The sequence below is a fragment of the Caulobacter sp. ALps2 genome (assembly GCF_058681635.1).
On the sequence record NZ_CM178743.1, the window covers coordinates 3,044,257 to 3,059,150 of the forward strand.

Annotated in this window: 8 protein-coding genes, 1 tRNA gene and 1 pseudogene; 2 read left to right on the top strand and 8 right to left on the bottom strand. The window is 68.5% G+C overall.

The annotated features are described in order from the left end of the window. Window positions 1–5: 5 nt before the first annotated feature. Window positions 6–1,805 (top strand): annotated as a pseudogene (locus ACW173_RS14480) (FkbM family methyltransferase); the annotation flags it as partial. 6 nt (window positions 1,806–1,811) lie between these two features. Here ACW173_RS14480 and ACW173_RS14485 read toward each other — a convergent pair. The 8 genes from ACW173_RS14485 to ACW173_RS14520 all read right to left on the bottom strand — a co-directional run bounded on the left by ACW173_RS14485 (window position 1,812) and on the right by ACW173_RS14520 (window position 14,396). Next, window positions 1,812–2,579 carry an HTD2 family dehydratase gene (locus ACW173_RS14485; protein ID WP_492080695.1) on the bottom strand — a complete coding sequence of 256 codons (768 nt, stop codon included), beginning with the start codon at window positions 2,577–2,579 and terminating at the stop codon, window positions 1,812–1,814. Then, entirely contained in the window at window positions 2,579–3,742 is a 1,164-nt protein-coding gene (locus ACW173_RS14490) for an acyl-CoA dehydrogenase family protein (protein WP_492080696.1), read from the bottom strand. Before ACW173_RS14490 ends, ACW173_RS14485 begins: the two co-directional genes overlap by 1 nt. Next, the gene (gene pcaF, locus ACW173_RS14495; RefSeq protein ID WP_492080698.1) at window positions 3,742–4,941 is read right to left on the bottom strand and encodes a 3-oxoadipyl-CoA thiolase; all 1,200 of its coding nucleotides are present in this window, start codon (window positions 4,939–4,941) and stop codon (window positions 3,742–3,744) included. Before pcaF ends, ACW173_RS14490 begins: the two co-directional genes overlap by 1 nt. A 68-nt stretch (window positions 4,942–5,009) precedes the next feature. Next, entirely contained in the window at window positions 5,010–6,431 is a 1,422-nt protein-coding gene (locus tag ACW173_RS14500) for an efflux transporter outer membrane subunit (protein WP_492080699.1), read from the bottom strand. After that, the gene (locus ACW173_RS14505) at window positions 6,428–9,622 is read right to left on the bottom strand and encodes an efflux RND transporter permease subunit (protein WP_492080700.1); all 3,195 of its coding nucleotides are present in this window, start codon (window positions 9,620–9,622) and stop codon (window positions 6,428–6,430) included. The genes ACW173_RS14500 and ACW173_RS14505 overlap by 4 nt, the downstream gene beginning before the upstream one ends. Continuing rightward, window positions 9,619–12,750 (bottom strand): multidrug efflux RND transporter permease subunit, encoded by a 3,132-nt coding sequence (locus ACW173_RS14510; protein WP_492080701.1) that lies wholly within the window; start codon window positions 12,748–12,750, stop codon window positions 9,619–9,621. Before ACW173_RS14510 ends, ACW173_RS14505 begins: the two co-directional genes overlap by 4 nt. Window positions 12,751–12,765: 15 nt before the next feature. After that, on the bottom strand, window positions 12,766–14,046 hold the full coding sequence (locus tag ACW173_RS14515; RefSeq protein WP_492080702.1) for an efflux RND transporter periplasmic adaptor subunit: 1,281 nt from the start codon (window positions 14,044–14,046) through the stop codon (window positions 12,766–12,768). Between the two features lie 274 nt (window positions 14,047–14,320). After that, window positions 14,321–14,396 (bottom strand) — tRNA-Lys (locus ACW173_RS14520). A gap of 84 nt (window positions 14,397–14,480) precedes the next feature. On the opposite strand from ACW173_RS14520, the gene ACW173_RS14525 reads away from it, so the two are divergent. Beyond that, window positions 14,481–14,819, top strand: coding sequence for an Hpt domain-containing protein (locus tag ACW173_RS14525; RefSeq protein WP_492080703.1), 339 nt, complete (start codon window positions 14,481–14,483; stop codon window positions 14,817–14,819). The last annotated feature ends 75 nt before the right edge of the window (window positions 14,820–14,894 follow it).

The following is a 14,894-nucleotide window of genomic DNA, read 5'->3' on the forward strand; positions in this document are numbered from 1 at the left end:
CACACCGTATGGGGCGCCCGGCGCAGCTTAGCCGGCTGACGGTGCTGAACGCCCTGAACGGGCTGATCGACCACCTGCGCCAACGCAAGGCCGAGGATCCCGGCTTCCGCATCCTGCTGATCGGTGGCGGCCCGCCTGGTTGGCCCGGGGATCTTTGCGACGCGATCCTGGGCGGGACCGCGGGCGAGTTCGCGGGCGACCTTTCCGATCCGGACACCTATCGCGTTCTCCTGGCCCAGGTCGCCCGCGACGGCCGCTTCGACTATGTCGTGGCGCTGCACGTGGTTCAGATGCTGGCCCGGCCCTCGACGTTGCTGGAGCGCCTGCCATTGCTGGCCGGGGCCGGCTGGATCACCGTGCCGTCGCGCTATCTGGAGATGCTGAAGGTCGAGGGCGCGCATCGCGGCTTCGCCCATCATCGCTGGGGTGTGGACCATCTCGACGGGACGCTGACGCTGGCGCCCAAGGCCCCGCAGATCGAGCACCTAGTCTTCCCCGGCGAGACTCTCTGGGAGCAGGCCCAGGACCGCTTCGAGCTGCAGGTCGGCTGGCGCGGCGCCTTGCGCTTCGAGATCCTCGGCGGGGAGGGAACTCTGCTGCCGCGCGCCATGATGCAGGCCCTGTTGGGTCGCTTCTTCGAGGGCGTCGAGGCCAGCGTCGCGCCCCAAGCCACGCCGGCGGCGGAGAAGATCGATGTCGAGGGCCAGCTGACCCAGGCTCTGGCCCAAGCCCGCGACCACACGAAACTGCATCCGTTGGGGCGGATGAAATACTACCACGACGCCGCCAGCCTGATCCTTTGCGAGCATCCGACCCGCGAGCGACTGGACCTGTTCGAACTGATCCTGGCCGAGGCGGCGGCCATGGACGTGGATTCGCCCGGCGAGGAGTGGGTCGATTGGATCCACCACTACAGTTCGGTGATGGACTCCCTGACCGGCGCGAACCTGGGCGATCCGACGCCGGCCGCGCTGGACGACGGGCCGCAGACCTTCCTGACCGGCGACGGCAAGACGCTGGACCCCGACGGCCTCAAGGCCCACGCCGACGCCCTGGGCGTCCAGGTGGTGTTCTTCGCCGCCGCCGACGAGCATTATGTCGAGCTCTATGCCCGCTGGCTGGCCCTATCGGTGATCAAGCACGGCGATGTGCCGTTCTTGGTGGTGATCCATGTGATCGGCGGCGCCGAGCGCCTGGCCCAGGCGGCGGCGACGGTGCGGATCGGCGACCCGCGCGTGGTCTTCACCGGCGACGCCTTCGACGCCTCGGCGGTGACGATCAAGTGTTACGAGGCGCCGCCCAAGGGGCTGATCGAGATCCCGGTCGCCCACTACCAGTCGGTGCGGTTCCAGCGCCTGGGGGCGCTGCTGGATCTGCTGCAACGACCGGTGTTCGTATCGGACATTGACCTGCTGCTGCAGCGGGGGGTCTCGGATCTCCTGGCGCGGTGGGCGGACGCCGACCTCGTGATCAACGAGAACGAGCGCAACATGCAGGCCGGCTCGCGGATCACCGCCAACCTGGTGCTGGCCCGTCCGACGGCGGCGACCTCGGTGCTGCTGCGCTGGCTGCGGGCCTATCTGGACGATCGGCTGTCGCGCCAGACCGTCACCCGCTGGATCGACCAGGTCGCCCTGAACCTGGCCCGCGCCCATCTGGCCGTGCATGTCCCCGGCGCCAAGGTCGGGACCTTCGACACCAACAGCGACATCAACAACGTGATGTTCAAGGAGTACGTGGCGGGCCACCCGTTCCGCTTCCTGTCGCTGTATCACGGCTTCGATACGTCGACCCTGGAGGAGTAGAGCGGCCTAGAAGGTCGCCTTGGCCCTCATCAGTAACGCGCCGCCGCTCGTCGCCCACAGCTCCGCGCCGTCGCCGGCCAGGCGGCCATGGGCGGTGATCGTCTCGCCGGCGAAGGCGGGCTTCAGCGCGCGGAACGAAAAGCGCGAGATGCTACGCGCGGGCATGGCCTCCAGCAGCAGCAGGGCGATCAGCGGGCCGTGGACGACCAGGCCCGCATAACCCTCGACCCGCGTCGCATAGGCCTGGTCGTAGTGGATGCGGTGGCTGTTCGAGGTCGCCGCCGAGAAGGCGAACAGCAGCACCGGATCGGTCGCTGTTTCGTGGCTCCAGTCGGCGATCGGAAGCTCGATGTCGGGCGTCCGGGGCACGGGCGGGGCGGCGGTGTAGACGATGGTCTGGCGCTCGGCCACGCGGACCTCGTCGGCCTGGCTGAAGGTCCGATCGACGGTGACGAAGGTCAGCGGGCCGCTCGCGCCGGGCTTCTCTTCGACGTTGGTGACGGTCTCGACAAGCTCGGTCTCGAGGCCGGGCAGGAGAGGGGCGGAGAAAGCCATGTCAGCCGCCGCGAACATCCGCCTGGGCGCTTCGATCGCGGGCAGGAACAGGCCGCGCCTCTGATGGCCATCGGGACCAAGGTCGGCGCGGGGCAGGGGCTCGGCGAGGCATCCCCAGTGCCAGGCCGGCGGAACCTCGGCCGGCGTCGGCCGATCCAACACCGCCGCCAGCCGCGCCAGGTCCGAGGCCGCCAGGACCGCCGTCCGCCGCCGCTGCATCAGTATGACCGGGGCAGGCCGAGCACGTGCTCTGCGACATAGGCCAGGATCAGGTTCGTCGAGATCGGGGCGACCTGGTAGAGCCGCGTCTCGCGGAACTTGCGCTCGATGTCGTACTCCTCGGCGAAGCCGAAGCCGCCGTGGGTTTGCAGGCACATGTCGGCCGCAGCCCACGAGGCCTCCGAAGCCAGCATCTTGCCAATATTGGCCTGCTCGCCGCACGGCTCCTCGGCGTCGTAGCGGGCGGCCGCGTCGTAGATGGTCAGGCGCGCGGCGTGGGCCTGAGCGTAGGCGCGGGCGATCGGGAATTGCACACCCTGATTCTGACCGATCGGCCGGCCGAACACGACCCGGCTGTTGGCGTAGTCCCGCGCTTTCCCGATCAGCCAGGCGGCGTCGCCCAGGCACTCGGCCCCGATCAGGATCCGCTCGGCGTTCATGCCGTCCAGGATGTAGCGGAAGCCCCTGCCTTCCTCGCCGATCAGGCTGTCGGCGGGGATGACCATGTCGTCAAAGAATAGTTCGGTCGTGGCGTGGTTCAGCATGGTGGCGATCGGCTTGATCGTCAGACCGTTCCCCTTGGCCTCGCGTATGTCGACCAGGAAGACCGACAGGCCGTCGGCCTTGCGGGCGACCTGGTCCTTGGGCGTGGTGCGGGCCAGGAGGACCATCAGGTCGGAGTGCTCGGCCCGGCTGGTCCACACCTTCTGGCCGTTGACGATATAGGTATCGCCTTCACGCCGCGCGAAGGTCGAGATCGAGGTGGTGTCTGTGCCGGCGGTTGGTTCAGTGACGCCGAAGGCCTGGAGCCGGATCGAGCCGTCGGCGACCCTCGGCAGCCAGGTCTCCTTCTGCGCGGTCGAGCCGTGCCGTAGGACCGTGCCCATTGTGTACATCTGGGCGTGCAGGGCCGCGGCGTTGCCGCCGCTGGCGTGGACCTCCTCCAGGATCGCCGCGGCCGCCGTCAGGCCAAGGCCGCCGCCGCCATATTCCTCGGGAATCAGCACACCGAGCAGGCCGGCCCCGGTCATGGCGGCCACGAAGTCGGTCGGATAGGCCTTCTCGCGATCCAGGGCGCGCCAGTACGGCGGCGGGAAGTCGCGGCACAGGGCCCGCACCGTCTGGCGCAGGGCCTCGATCAGCTCCGGATCGGCCAGCGACACTAGACGCGCTCGAACGACAGGGCCGCGCCTTGGCCGACACCGATGCAGAGGGTGGCCAGACCGCGCTCGCCGCCGGTGGCCTCCAGCTGGCGAAGGGCCGTCAGCACGAGACGCGCGCCGGACGCGCCGAGTGGGTGGCCGAGCGCGATCGCGCCGCCGTTCGGGTTCACGTGCGCGCCGTCGTCGGGCAGGCCCAGTTGGCGCAGCACCGCCAGGCCTTGTGCGGCGAAGGCTTCATTGAGCTCGACAGTGTCGAAGTCGCCGATGGCCAGGCCGGTCTTGGCCAGCAGCTTTTGGACCGCCGGGACCGGACCGACGCCCATCACGCGCGGCGCGACGCCAGCGGTGGCGTAGCCGGTGATACGGGCCCGGGGCGTCAGGCCATGGCGCTTCATGGCGTCCTCTGAGGCGACGATCAAAGCTACCGCCCCGTCATTGACCCCCGAGGCGTTGCCGGCGGTGACCGTGCCGCCCTCGCGGACGACGGGCTTCAGCTTGGCGAGGGCTTCGATGGTCGTCTCGCGCGGATGCTCGTCGCCGTCGACGATGGTCGGGCCTGTCTTGCTGGAGATCTCGACGGGCGTGATCTCGCCCGCCAGGAAACCGCTGGCCTGGGCGGCCGCCGCCCGCTGCTGACTGCGCAGGGCGAAGGCGTCCTGGTCCTCGCGGTTCACACCATAGTCGGCGGCGACGTTCTCGGCCGTCTCGGGCATGGAGTCGACGCCGTACAGTTTCCGCATGGCCGGATTGACGAAGCGCCAGCCGATGGTGGTGTCGAAAATCTCGGCGCCGCGGGCGAAGGCGCTGTCGGCCTTGCCCATCACGAACGGCGCGCGGCTCATGCTCTCGACGCCGCCGGCGATGACGAGGTCGGCATGGCCCGACAGGATGGCGCGGGCGGCGTAGCCCACAGCTTCCAGGCCCGAGGCGCACAGACGGTTGACGGTCACGCCAGGGACCTCGACCGGATAGCCAGCCAGCAGCAGCGCCATGCGGGCGACGTTGCGGTTGTCCTCGCCGGCCTGGTTGGCGCAGCCCAGGACGACCTCGTCGATCGCTTCCAGATCGAGGCCGGCGTTGCGCGCCGCAAGGGCCTTGAGCGGGATGGCCGCCAAATCGTCGGCGCGGACCTTGGACAGCGCTCCGCCATAGCGGCCGATCGGCGTGCGGATCCCGTCACAGATGTAGGCGGTCGTCATCCGAGGGGTCTCCCATCATCGCGCTCAAACAAGTGTTAGAGTCGCGAGGGCGGCGCCTCAACAAGTTTTCAGCGCCAGCCGCCGCCCAGGGCCTGGACCAGGGCCACCGCCGTCGTCTGGCGCGACACCGCCGTGGTCACCAGCGTCCGTCGAGCCGACAGCGCCGAGGCCTGCGCCGTGACCACGTCCGTGTAGGCGACCTGGCCAGCCTTGTACTGGTTCAGCAGCATCTGTTCGGTCTGGTCGGCCGCCTGGGAGGCGGTTAGTTGCAGGGCGTACTGTCGCTCCAGGGTGCGGGCGGCGGTCAGCTGGTTCTCGACGTCCTCGAAGGCTTGCAGCGCCGTCTGGCGGTAGTTGGCGGCGGCCTCATCGTAGGCGGCGCGGCTCTGGGCGACCTGGGCGCGGCGGGCGCCGGCGTCGAACAGGGTCTGGGCGGCGGTCAGGCCCAGCGACCAGGTGTTGGCCGAGGTCGCGAACAGGTCGCCCAGCCGGCTGGCGGTCGAGCGGCCGTCGGCGCTGAGGTTGAAGGTCGGGAAGAAGGCGGCGCGGGCCACGCCGATGTCGGTGTTGGCGGCGGCGACGCGGCGCTCGGCGGCGGCGACGTCGGGCCGGCGCTCGAGCAGGGCGGAGGGAACGCCGACCGGGATCTCGGGCACGACCGGCTTCCAGCTCGTATCCGCCGCCAGGCGGAAACCGCTGGCCGGCTCGCCCTGCAGCACGGCGATGGCGTTCTCGAAGGCGGTCCGGTCCCGGACCAGGCCCTCCAGGGTCGACTGGGCGTTGGCCAGCTGGGCCTGAGCCTGGAGGACGTCGGACTTGGGCGCGATGGCGGCGTTGTAGCGGTTGGTCGTGATTTGGAGGGCGCGCTGGTAGCCCTCGACCGTCGCCTGGACCATGGTGATCTCGGCGTCGGCGCGGCGCAGGCCCAGATAGCTGGTGGCCAGCTCGCCCTGAGCCGACAGGCGGGCGGCGGCGAGGTCGGCCTCGCTGGCCTCGGCCGAGGCCTTGGCGCCGCTGACTCCGGCGCGAATGCGGCCCCAGACGTCGGGCTCCCAGCTGGCGCCGATACCGACCTGATAACGCTGGGTGTCGCCGGCGCTGGTGGCGCCGCCGGCCGAGGTCGTGGTTTTCGTCCCGCCGCCGCCCGACTTGGTGGCGGAGCCCGAGAGGTCGATGGTCGGGAACAGGCCGGCGCGCTGCTGGCGGACCAGGGCGCGGGCTTGGCGATAGGCGGCTTCGGCGGCGGCGATGGTCTGGTTGTCCACCTTCACCCGCTCGGCCAGGGCGTTCAGCTGAGGATCGCCCAGCAGGGTCCACCAGTCGCCGCGATCCAGGTGGTCGGCCGGTGTCGCGGTCTTCCAGCCTTCCATGGCCTTGAACTGGGCTGGCGGGGCGGACTTCAGGGCGGGGGTCTCATAGGCCGGCGTCAGCGAGCAGGCGCCGAGGGCGAGGAGCGAGGCGACGCCGAATAGGCGAAGAAGACGGGTCATCGGGCGGGTTCCGGCGCATGGTGGGTCAGATGCCGCTCGTCCTTGTCGCGCGCCTTGCCGCGCAGACGGTCGAGATAGACATAGACCACGGGGGTGGTGATCAGGGTCAGGAGCTGGCTGGCGATCAGGCCGCCGATGATGGCCACGCCCAGCGGGCGGCGCAGCTCGGCGCCTTCGCCAAAACCGATGGCCAGGGGCAGGGCGCCCAGGGCCGCGGCCAGGGTGGTCATCAGGATCGGGCGGAAACGAAGAAGGCTGGCCTCGCGCGCCGCCTCCTGAGCGGTCAGGCCTCGGCTGCGCTGGGCGTCCAGGGCGAAGTCGATGATCAGGATGGCGTTCTTCTTGACGATGCCCAGCAGCAGGAAGACCCCGATCAGGGCGATGATCGAGAACTCCATCTTGAAAATCAGCAGGGCGATCACCGCGCCGACGCCGGCGGCGGGCAGGGTGGACAGCACCGTGATCGGGTGGACGTAGCTCTCGTAGAGAATGCCCAGCACGATGTAGATCGCCACGATCGCGGCCAGGATCAGCAGGGGCTGCTGTTTCATCTGGTCGTTGGCCTGGCGGGCCTGGCCCTGGAAGCTGCCCCGCACACTGGTCGGCATGCCGATCTCGGCTTCGGCCGCGGCCACGGCGACCTGGGCGTCGGACAGGCTCTTGCCCTCGGCCAGGTTGAACGAGACCGTCGTGGCCAGCTCGCCATTCTGGTGGTTGACCGAGGTCGGGGTGGCATTCTGCGAGACGCTGGCGATGGCCGATAGTGGCGTCATGGCCGTGGCGGCGGTGTTCAGAGCCGAGCCGGTCGAGGGATCGCGCAGGGCCGGATTGACATTGGGCTCGCTGGACTCGGTCGTGGCCGCACTGGCGGGCCGGGTCGGCACATGAACATCGTTCAGCGCCTCGGGACCCTGGGCGAATTGCTTCTGCCACTCCAGAACCACCGCGTACTGGTTGACGTCCTCGTAGATCGTCGCGACCTGGCGCTGGCCAAAGGCGTTGTACAGCGCGTTATCCACCGCGCGCGGCGTGACGCCCAGGCGCGAGGCGCTGTCGCGGTCGATGGTCACCAGGGTCTCGACGCCGTTCTCCTGCTGGTCGGAATCGACGTCGGTCAGCACGTCGTCGTGGGCCTTCATGGCCTCGGCCAGCTTGCCGGACCACTCCTTGAGGGCGGCGCTGCTATCGCTGGTCAGGGTGTATTGATAGGTCGAGTTGCTCTGCCGGCCGCCCATGCGCAGATCCTGGACCGGATTCAGAAACACCCGGATTCCGGTCACGCGCTCGAGTTGCGGTCGCAGGCGGGCGATGACGACCGAGCCCTTTTCCTTGCGCTCGCCGATCGGCTTGAGGTTCACGAACAGGAAACCGCCGCCCGCCCGCCCGCCGCCGGTGAAGCCGACCACGGTGTCGACGGCGGGGTCCTTGTGGATGATGCCAACCACCTGGCGCAGCTTCTTCTGCATGGCCTGGGACGAGACCGACTGGTCGGCGCGAATGCCGGCGTTCAGCTGGCCGCTATCCTGCTGGGGGAAGAAGCCCTTGGGTACGGCGATATAGAGCCAGGCGGTCATGGCGATCACGGCGACCAGGATCACGATCACCAGCGGCTTGGCGGCCAGCGCCCAATCCAGGCTGTGCTCGTACATCCTGTGCACGCGGTCGAAGGCGCGCTCGAAGAAGCGGGCCAGCCGGCCTTCCTTGTCCTTGCGCTCGGGCCGCAGCAGGTAGGCGCACATCATCGGCGTGGTGGTCAGGCTGATGACCAGTGAGATCAGCACGGCCGCCGATAGGGTGACGGCGAACTCGCGGAACAGCCGCCCGACCTGGCCGCCCATGAACAGCAGGGGGATGAAGACGGCGACCAGCGAGATGCTGATCGACAGCACCGTGAAGCCGACCTCGCGCGCGCCGAGCAGGGCGGCGGCGAAGCGGTCCATGCCCTTTTCGATGTGGCGGGCGGTGTTCTCCAGCACGACGATGGCGTCGTCGACCACGAAGCCGGTCGCGACGGTAATGGCCATCAGGGACAGGTTGTTGAGGCTGAAGCCCAGCAGGTACATCACCCCGAACGTGCCCAGCAGCGAGACGATGGTCGCCGCCGCTGGGATGAAGGTCGCCCGCGCGCTGCGCAGGAAGACGCTGACCACCACGATCACCAGGACGATCGAGATCAGCAGGGTGATCTCGATCTCGTGCAGCGAGGCGCGGATCGAATTGGTGCGGTCGCTGGCCACGTCGACCGTGATATCGCTGGGCAGCTGGGCGCGTAGCTCGGGCAGGGCTTCGCGAACGCTGTCGACCGTCTGGATGATATTGGCGCCGGGCTGGGCGGTGATCAGGACGATGATGGCCGGCTCGCCATTGAAGAGGCCGAGCGTGCGGGTGTCAGCGACGCTGTCGGTGACCTCGGCCACGTCGGACAGGCGGATCGCCGCGTCGCCGCGCCAGGCGACGACCAGGCCGGCATAGTCGGCGGCCTTGCGGCCCGCGCCGGTGGTGTAGATCTGGTAGCGCTGGCCGTTCCCCTCCAGTGCGCCCTTTGGGCGGTTGGCGTTGGCCGACTGGATCGCCGCGCGAACGTCCTCCATGGCCACGCCGTACTGGTTCAGCAGGAACGGATTGGCCGAGATCCGCACGGCCGGCAGCGAGCCGCCGCCGATCTCGACGTCGCCAACGCCGCTCACCTGGGCGATGCGTTGGGCGACGATGTTGGACACCGCGTCATAGATCTGGCCCGGCGACTTGGTATTCGAGGTCAAAGCAAGGATGATCACCGGCGCGTCCGACGGGTTCATCTTGCGATAGGTCGGGTTGCTGCGCAGCGTCGCCGGCAGATCGGCGCGGGCGGCGTTGATCGCGGCTTGCACCTCGCGCGCGGCGCCGTCGATCTCGCGGTTCAGGTCGAACTGCAGGGTGACCCGGCTGGAGCCCGTCGAGCTCTGCGAGGTCATTTCGTTGACGCCGGAGATCGTGCCCAGTCGGCGCTCCAGCGGCGTGGCGACGCTGGAGGCCATGGTCTCGGGACTGGCGCCCGACAGACTGGCCGAGACCGAGATGGTCGGGAAGTCCACCTGCGGCAGGGGTGAGACCGGCAGGACGAAGAAGGCGAAGATGCCCGCCAGCGCTACGCCGATGGTCAGCAGGATGGTGGCGACCGGCCGCCGGATGAAGGGACCTGACAGGTTCACGACGGCGCCCCCGGGATCGGGTCAGGATCGGTTCGCTCGGGGTGCGGAGCCTCGTCACGCGGCTTGGCGCGGCTGGTCGGCGCCAAGCGGTCGAAGGCCAGGTACACGACTGGGGTCGTGAACATGGTCAGCAGCTGGGACAGCAATAGGCCGCCGAAGATGGCGATGCCGAGCGGTCGCCGCAGTTCGGCGCCTTCGCCAAAGCCCAGCATCAGCGGCACCGCGGCGAACAGGGCCGCCAGGGTGGTCATCAGGATCGGGCGGAATCGCAGAATGGCCGCCTGGAAGATGGCGTCGTGCGGGCTCTTGCCTTCCTCGCGCTCGGCGTCGATGGCGAAGTCGATCATCATGATCGCGTTTTTCTTGACGATGCCGATCAAGAGAATGATCCCGATGATCCCGATGACGCCCAGGTCGTTGCCGGTGATCCACAGGGCCAGCAGCGCGCCCACGCCCGCCGAGGGCAGGGTCGACAGGATGGTAAGCGGGTGGATGTAGCTCTCATAGAGCACGCCCAGCACGATGTAGACGCAGACCACGGCCGCCAGGATCAGCCACAGCTGGTTGGACAGCGAGTTCTGATAGGCCCCCGCCGCGCCCAGGAAGGTGTGGGTGACGGCGACCGGCATGTCGATCCGGGTCATGGCCTCGCGGATCTCGTCGACCGCGTGGCCCAGCGAGACACCCGGCGCGGTGTCGAAGCCGATGGTGGTCGCGGGGAACTGGGCGACGTGGGTGACCTGCAGTGGTGATTGTTGGGTCTTGATCGTCGAGAACGCCGCCAGGGGGGCAGGAGCACCGCCGCCGGTCTTGAGGTTGAGGTTGCCCAGGGTGGTCGGGTCGGTCAGGACGCCCGGCTTGGCTTCCAGGATCACCCGGTACTGGTTGGTCTCGGTGAAGATGGTCGAGACGATCCGCTGGCCGAAGGCGCTGTAGAGCGCGTCGTCGACATCCGACGCCGTGATGGAAAGACGCGCGGCGGTGTCGCGGTCGATGTCGACATAGGCCGCCTGGCCGGTGGCCGAGGCGTCGCTGTAGACGTTGCGGACGGCCTTCACGCGCGCCAGCTCGGCGGTCAGCTTGCCGGCCCATTCCTTGATGGTGGCGGTGTCGGCGCCTTCCAGCGACAGACGGTACTGGGTGGGGCCCGTCTCGGCGTCGATGGTCAGGTCCTGGGTCGGCTGGAGGTACAGCGTCACGCCGGCGACATTGGCCACGCGTTCGCGCAGCCGCTGCATGATCTTCTCCTGCGAGCCCGAGCGGTCGGGCTTGAGGTTGATCTGCATCTGGCCGGTGTGGAGCATGGCGTTGTTGGCGCCGTCGACGCCGATGAACGAGGCGACGTTCTCGACGGCCGGGTCGTCCAGGATCGCCTCGGCCGCTTGCCGCTGCAGGGCCGCCATGCGGTCGTACGACACCGACTGAGCCATCTCGGTGCGGGCTTGCAGCTGTCCGGTGTCCTGGGTCGGGAACAGGCCCTTGGGGATGACCATATAGAGCACGCCGGTCAGGACGAGAGTGGCGACGGCGACGACCAGGGTGGCGGTTTGGCGCTCCAGCACCCAGGCAAGGGCCTTCTCGTAACGGGCCTCGACGCGCGCGAAGAGGTCTTGGGCCTTTTTGCTGAGCCCTTTGGCGTCCTCGCCCTCGTGTGGCTTCAACCAACGGGCCGACAGCATCGGCGTCAGGGTCAGGGAGACCACGGCCGAGATCAGGATGGTGATGGCCAGGCTGATGGCGAACTCGCGGAACAGTCGGCCGACGACGTCGCCCATGAACAACAGCGGGATCAGCACCGCGATCAGCGAGATGGTCAGCGAGATGATCGTGAAGCCGATCTCGCGCGCGCCCTTCAGCGCCGCCTCCATGGGCTTCTCGCCCTTCTCGAGATGGCGGGTGATGTTCTCGATCATCACGATGGCGTCGTCGACGACGAAGCCGGTGGCGATAGTCAGGGCCATCAGGCTCAAGTTGTTGAGGCTGAACCCCATCAGGTACATCACCCCGCACGAGCCGATCAGCGAGATCGGCACGGCCAGGCTGGCGATCACCGTCGCGCGCAGGCTGTGCAGGAAGAAGAAGATCACCAGCACCACCAGCACCACGGCCAGCAGCAGCTCCATCTCGACATGGTGCACCGAGGCGCGGATGCCGGTGGTGCGGTCGGCCAGGACGCGGACGTCCAGGGTGGCCGGCAGGCCGGCCTGCAACTCCGGCAGCTTGGCCGTGATGGCGTCGACGGTTTTGATGACGTTGGCGCCGGGCTGGCGCTGGACGTTGACGATGATGGCCGGGGTCTTGTCGGACCAGGCGCCCAGGCGGGTGTTCTCGGCGCTCTGCACGACCTGGGCGATGTCCGACAGGCGGATCGGCGCGCCGTCCTTGTAGCTGACGATCAGGCTCTTGTAGTCGTCGACCGACAGCAACTGGTCGTTGGCGTTGATCGTGTAGCTCCGGGTCGGGCCGTCGAAGCTGCCCTTGGCGCTGTTGGCGTTGCTGGCGCTGATCGCGGTCTGCACGTCCGACAGGGTCAGACCGTAGCTGGCCATGGCTTGGGTATCGGCCTGGATCCGCATGGCGGGGCGCTGGCCGCCCGACAGCGACACGAGGCCGACGCCCGAGACCTGGCTGATCTTCTGGGCCAGGCGGGTGTTGACCAGGTTCTGCACCTCGGTCAGCGGCAGGGTGTCGGACGTGATGGCGAGGGTCAGCACTGGTGCGTCGGCCGGATTGACCTTGGCGTAGACCGGCGGGGCGGGAAGGTCGGCTGGAAGCAACGAGCCGCTGGCGTTGATCGCCGCCTGCACCTCCTGCTCGGCGACGTCCAGCGTCTCGCCCAGGTCGAACTGCAGGGTGATGACAGAGGCCCCGGCCGTGCTGACCGAGCTCATCCGGGCCAGGCCGGACATCTCGCCCAACTGACGTTCCAGCGGCGCGGTGACCGTCTGGCTCATCACCTCGGGGCTGGCCCCGGGATACAGGGTCTGGACCTGGATGGTGGGGTAGTCGACCTGGGGCAGGGCCGACAACGGCAGCAGCCGGAAGCCGACCAGGCCCGCCAGCACGATGGCCGCCATGAACAGGGCCGTTGCGACCGGCCGCTGAATGAAAGGACGCGAGGGGTTCATCGCCAGACTATCCGGTTATTCCGGACGCTGCTGGCGCTGGCGGCCTTCGCCGCCTTGCCCTTGGCCGCCTTCGCGCTTGCGACGCTCGCCGCCCTTGCCTTCACCCTTGCCCTGCCCCTGCGGACGGGCTCCGGGCAGCTGGACCTTGCCGCCGTCGCGCAGGCGGTCGCCGCCTTCGGTGATGACCTTGTCGCCGGCCTTGAGGCCTTCGGTGATCTGCACCTGGACGCCCGTCGCTTGGCCAGTCTTTACCGCGGTCTTCTTCACCGTGCGGTCGCTGTTCAGCAGCCAGACGAACGCGCCGTCACTGCTCTGGCGCACGGCCGTGGCGGGAACGACGATCGCGCCCTTGATGGTGTCCAGCTCCATGCGGACATTGACGAACTGGCTTGGGAAGAGGGCGTTGCCGCTGTTGGGGAAGCGCGCCTTGGCCTTGACCGTGCCGGTGCCGGTATCGACCAGGTTGTCGAGGGTGGAAAATGTCCCGCGGTCCAGGGTCTGGCTGCGGGTGCGGTCCAAAGCCGTGACGGGGAGGTTGGCGCGGCCCTGGCGGGCGGCTATGCGCGGCACGTCGTCCTGCGGGACGGTGAACTCCACGTCGATCGGCGAGACGGTGGTGATCACCGCCACGCCGCTGGCGTCACCCGCGCCAATATAGTTGCCGACATCGACCACGCGCAGGCCCACGCGGCCGCTGACCGGCGCCGTGATCCGCGCGAAGCCGAGGTTCAGGCGCGCGGTGCCGACGGCGGCGCGGTCGGCCATGACCGTGCCTTCCAGTTGCTTGACGGTGGCGGCCTGGTTGTCGACCTCCTGGCGGGCGATCGAGTCCTGGGTCAGCAGCGTCTGGTAGCGGGTCAGGGTCAGGCGCGCGGCGGCCAGCTGGGCCTCGTCGCGGGTCTGGTTACCCTGCGCCTGCAGCAGCGCCATCTGGTAGGGGCGGGGATCGATCTGGACGAGCGCCTGGCCGCGCGAGACCGCTTGGCCTTCGCGGAACATTACCTGCGTGATCGTGCCCGAGACCTGCGGGCGCACGGTGACGGTCGCGGCCGGCTTCACGGTGCCTAGGGCCTCTATGACGATCGGCAGGTCGGTGGCGGTCGCCGTGGCCACCGCCACGGTGCTGGCCGGTCCACGCCGCCCGCCGCCGCCCGGACCGCCGCCTTCCCCATTGTCGCCGTGCAGCAGACCCCAGGCCAGCCATACGATACCGCCCAATGCGAGAAGGGCGATCAGCCCGCCGAGGATCAGCGTCCGGCGGCGCGGCGGCGTGCGCGGGGCGTGGAGGTCAGTCATCGTCAGCCTTCGAGCCGGCCGCGACGGGCGCGGCGTGAGCAGGCGGCGCTACGGGCCGCCTCGGGAGATACCGTCAAGAAAGCTGACGGTCTCCGATCCGTAGAGGCCTAACGTGTGCGCCGGTTTTCAGAGCTGAAATGATCTCGCCGCGATATGGCTCCGCTTGGGTGTCGGAAAGCCATCATTCGCCGTGCGATAAGAGCGTTCCAGCAGACACGCAGAAGCGTTCGGCCGCTTGCGCGGCCCCCGACAACCTACTGAATTTTCGAGAGAATGGTGGGTGTAGTAGGATTCGAACCTACGACCCGCTGATTAAGAGTCAGCTGCTCTACCAACTGAGCTATACACCCATTCGACGGTCCGAAGCACTTGCGAGCCCCGGCGGCGAGGCGCGGAACATACGCAATGATTTTGGGAGCGCAAGAGCTTTTTTCATGGCCAGACGAGATATTAGCGGAGCCGTGGATTTCACTTACCTGGAAGGGTTCGCGGCGGGGGACGCCGGGGTTGTCGAGGAGGTGCTGGCGCTGTTTCGCGAACAGGCCGCCCTGTGGACTCCGATGCTGGATCCCACCCATCCCGGCTGGAAGGACGCGGTCCACACCGTGAAGGGCGCCGCGCGCGGGGTGGGGGCTGTCCAGCTGGGCGAGGTCTGCGAACGTTGCGAGGCTGGGCAGGAAAGCCTGGAAGCCGTCAAGACGGCTCTGGACGCCGCTCTGCTCGACATCGCCGCCTATGTCCACGAACAGGCTCTGCGCTCGCTGAAGGGCTAAGAGCAGCTGACTCTTAATCAGCGGGTCAAAAAAGTAGGGGCCGAAGCGAACTTCGGCCCCTTTGAGGAGGAGAGG

Bases quoted from the DNA above. Each gene is read 5' to 3' on its own strand.
- ACW173_RS14485 (WP_492080695.1), bottom strand. From the start codon at position 2,579: ATGCAGCGGCGGCGGACGGCGGTCCTGGCGGCCTCGGACCTGGCGCGG.
- pcaF (WP_492080698.1), bottom strand. From the start codon at position 4,941: ATGACGACCGCCTACATCTGTGACGGGATCCGCACGCCGATCGGCCGC.
- ACW173_RS14500 (WP_492080699.1), bottom strand. From the start codon at position 6,431: ATGACCCGTCTTCTTCGCCTATTCGGCGTCGCCTCGCTCCTCGCCCTC.
- ACW173_RS14510 (WP_492080701.1), bottom strand. From the start codon at position 12,750: ATGAACCCCTCGCGTCCTTTCATTCAGCGGCCGGTCGCAACGGCCCTG.
- ACW173_RS14515 (WP_492080702.1), bottom strand. From the start codon at position 14,046: ATGACTGACCTCCACGCCCCGCGCACGCCGCCGCGCCGCCGGACGCTG.
- ACW173_RS14525 (WP_492080703.1), top strand. From the start codon at position 14,481: ATGGCCAGACGAGATATTAGCGGAGCCGTGGATTTCACTTACCTGGAA.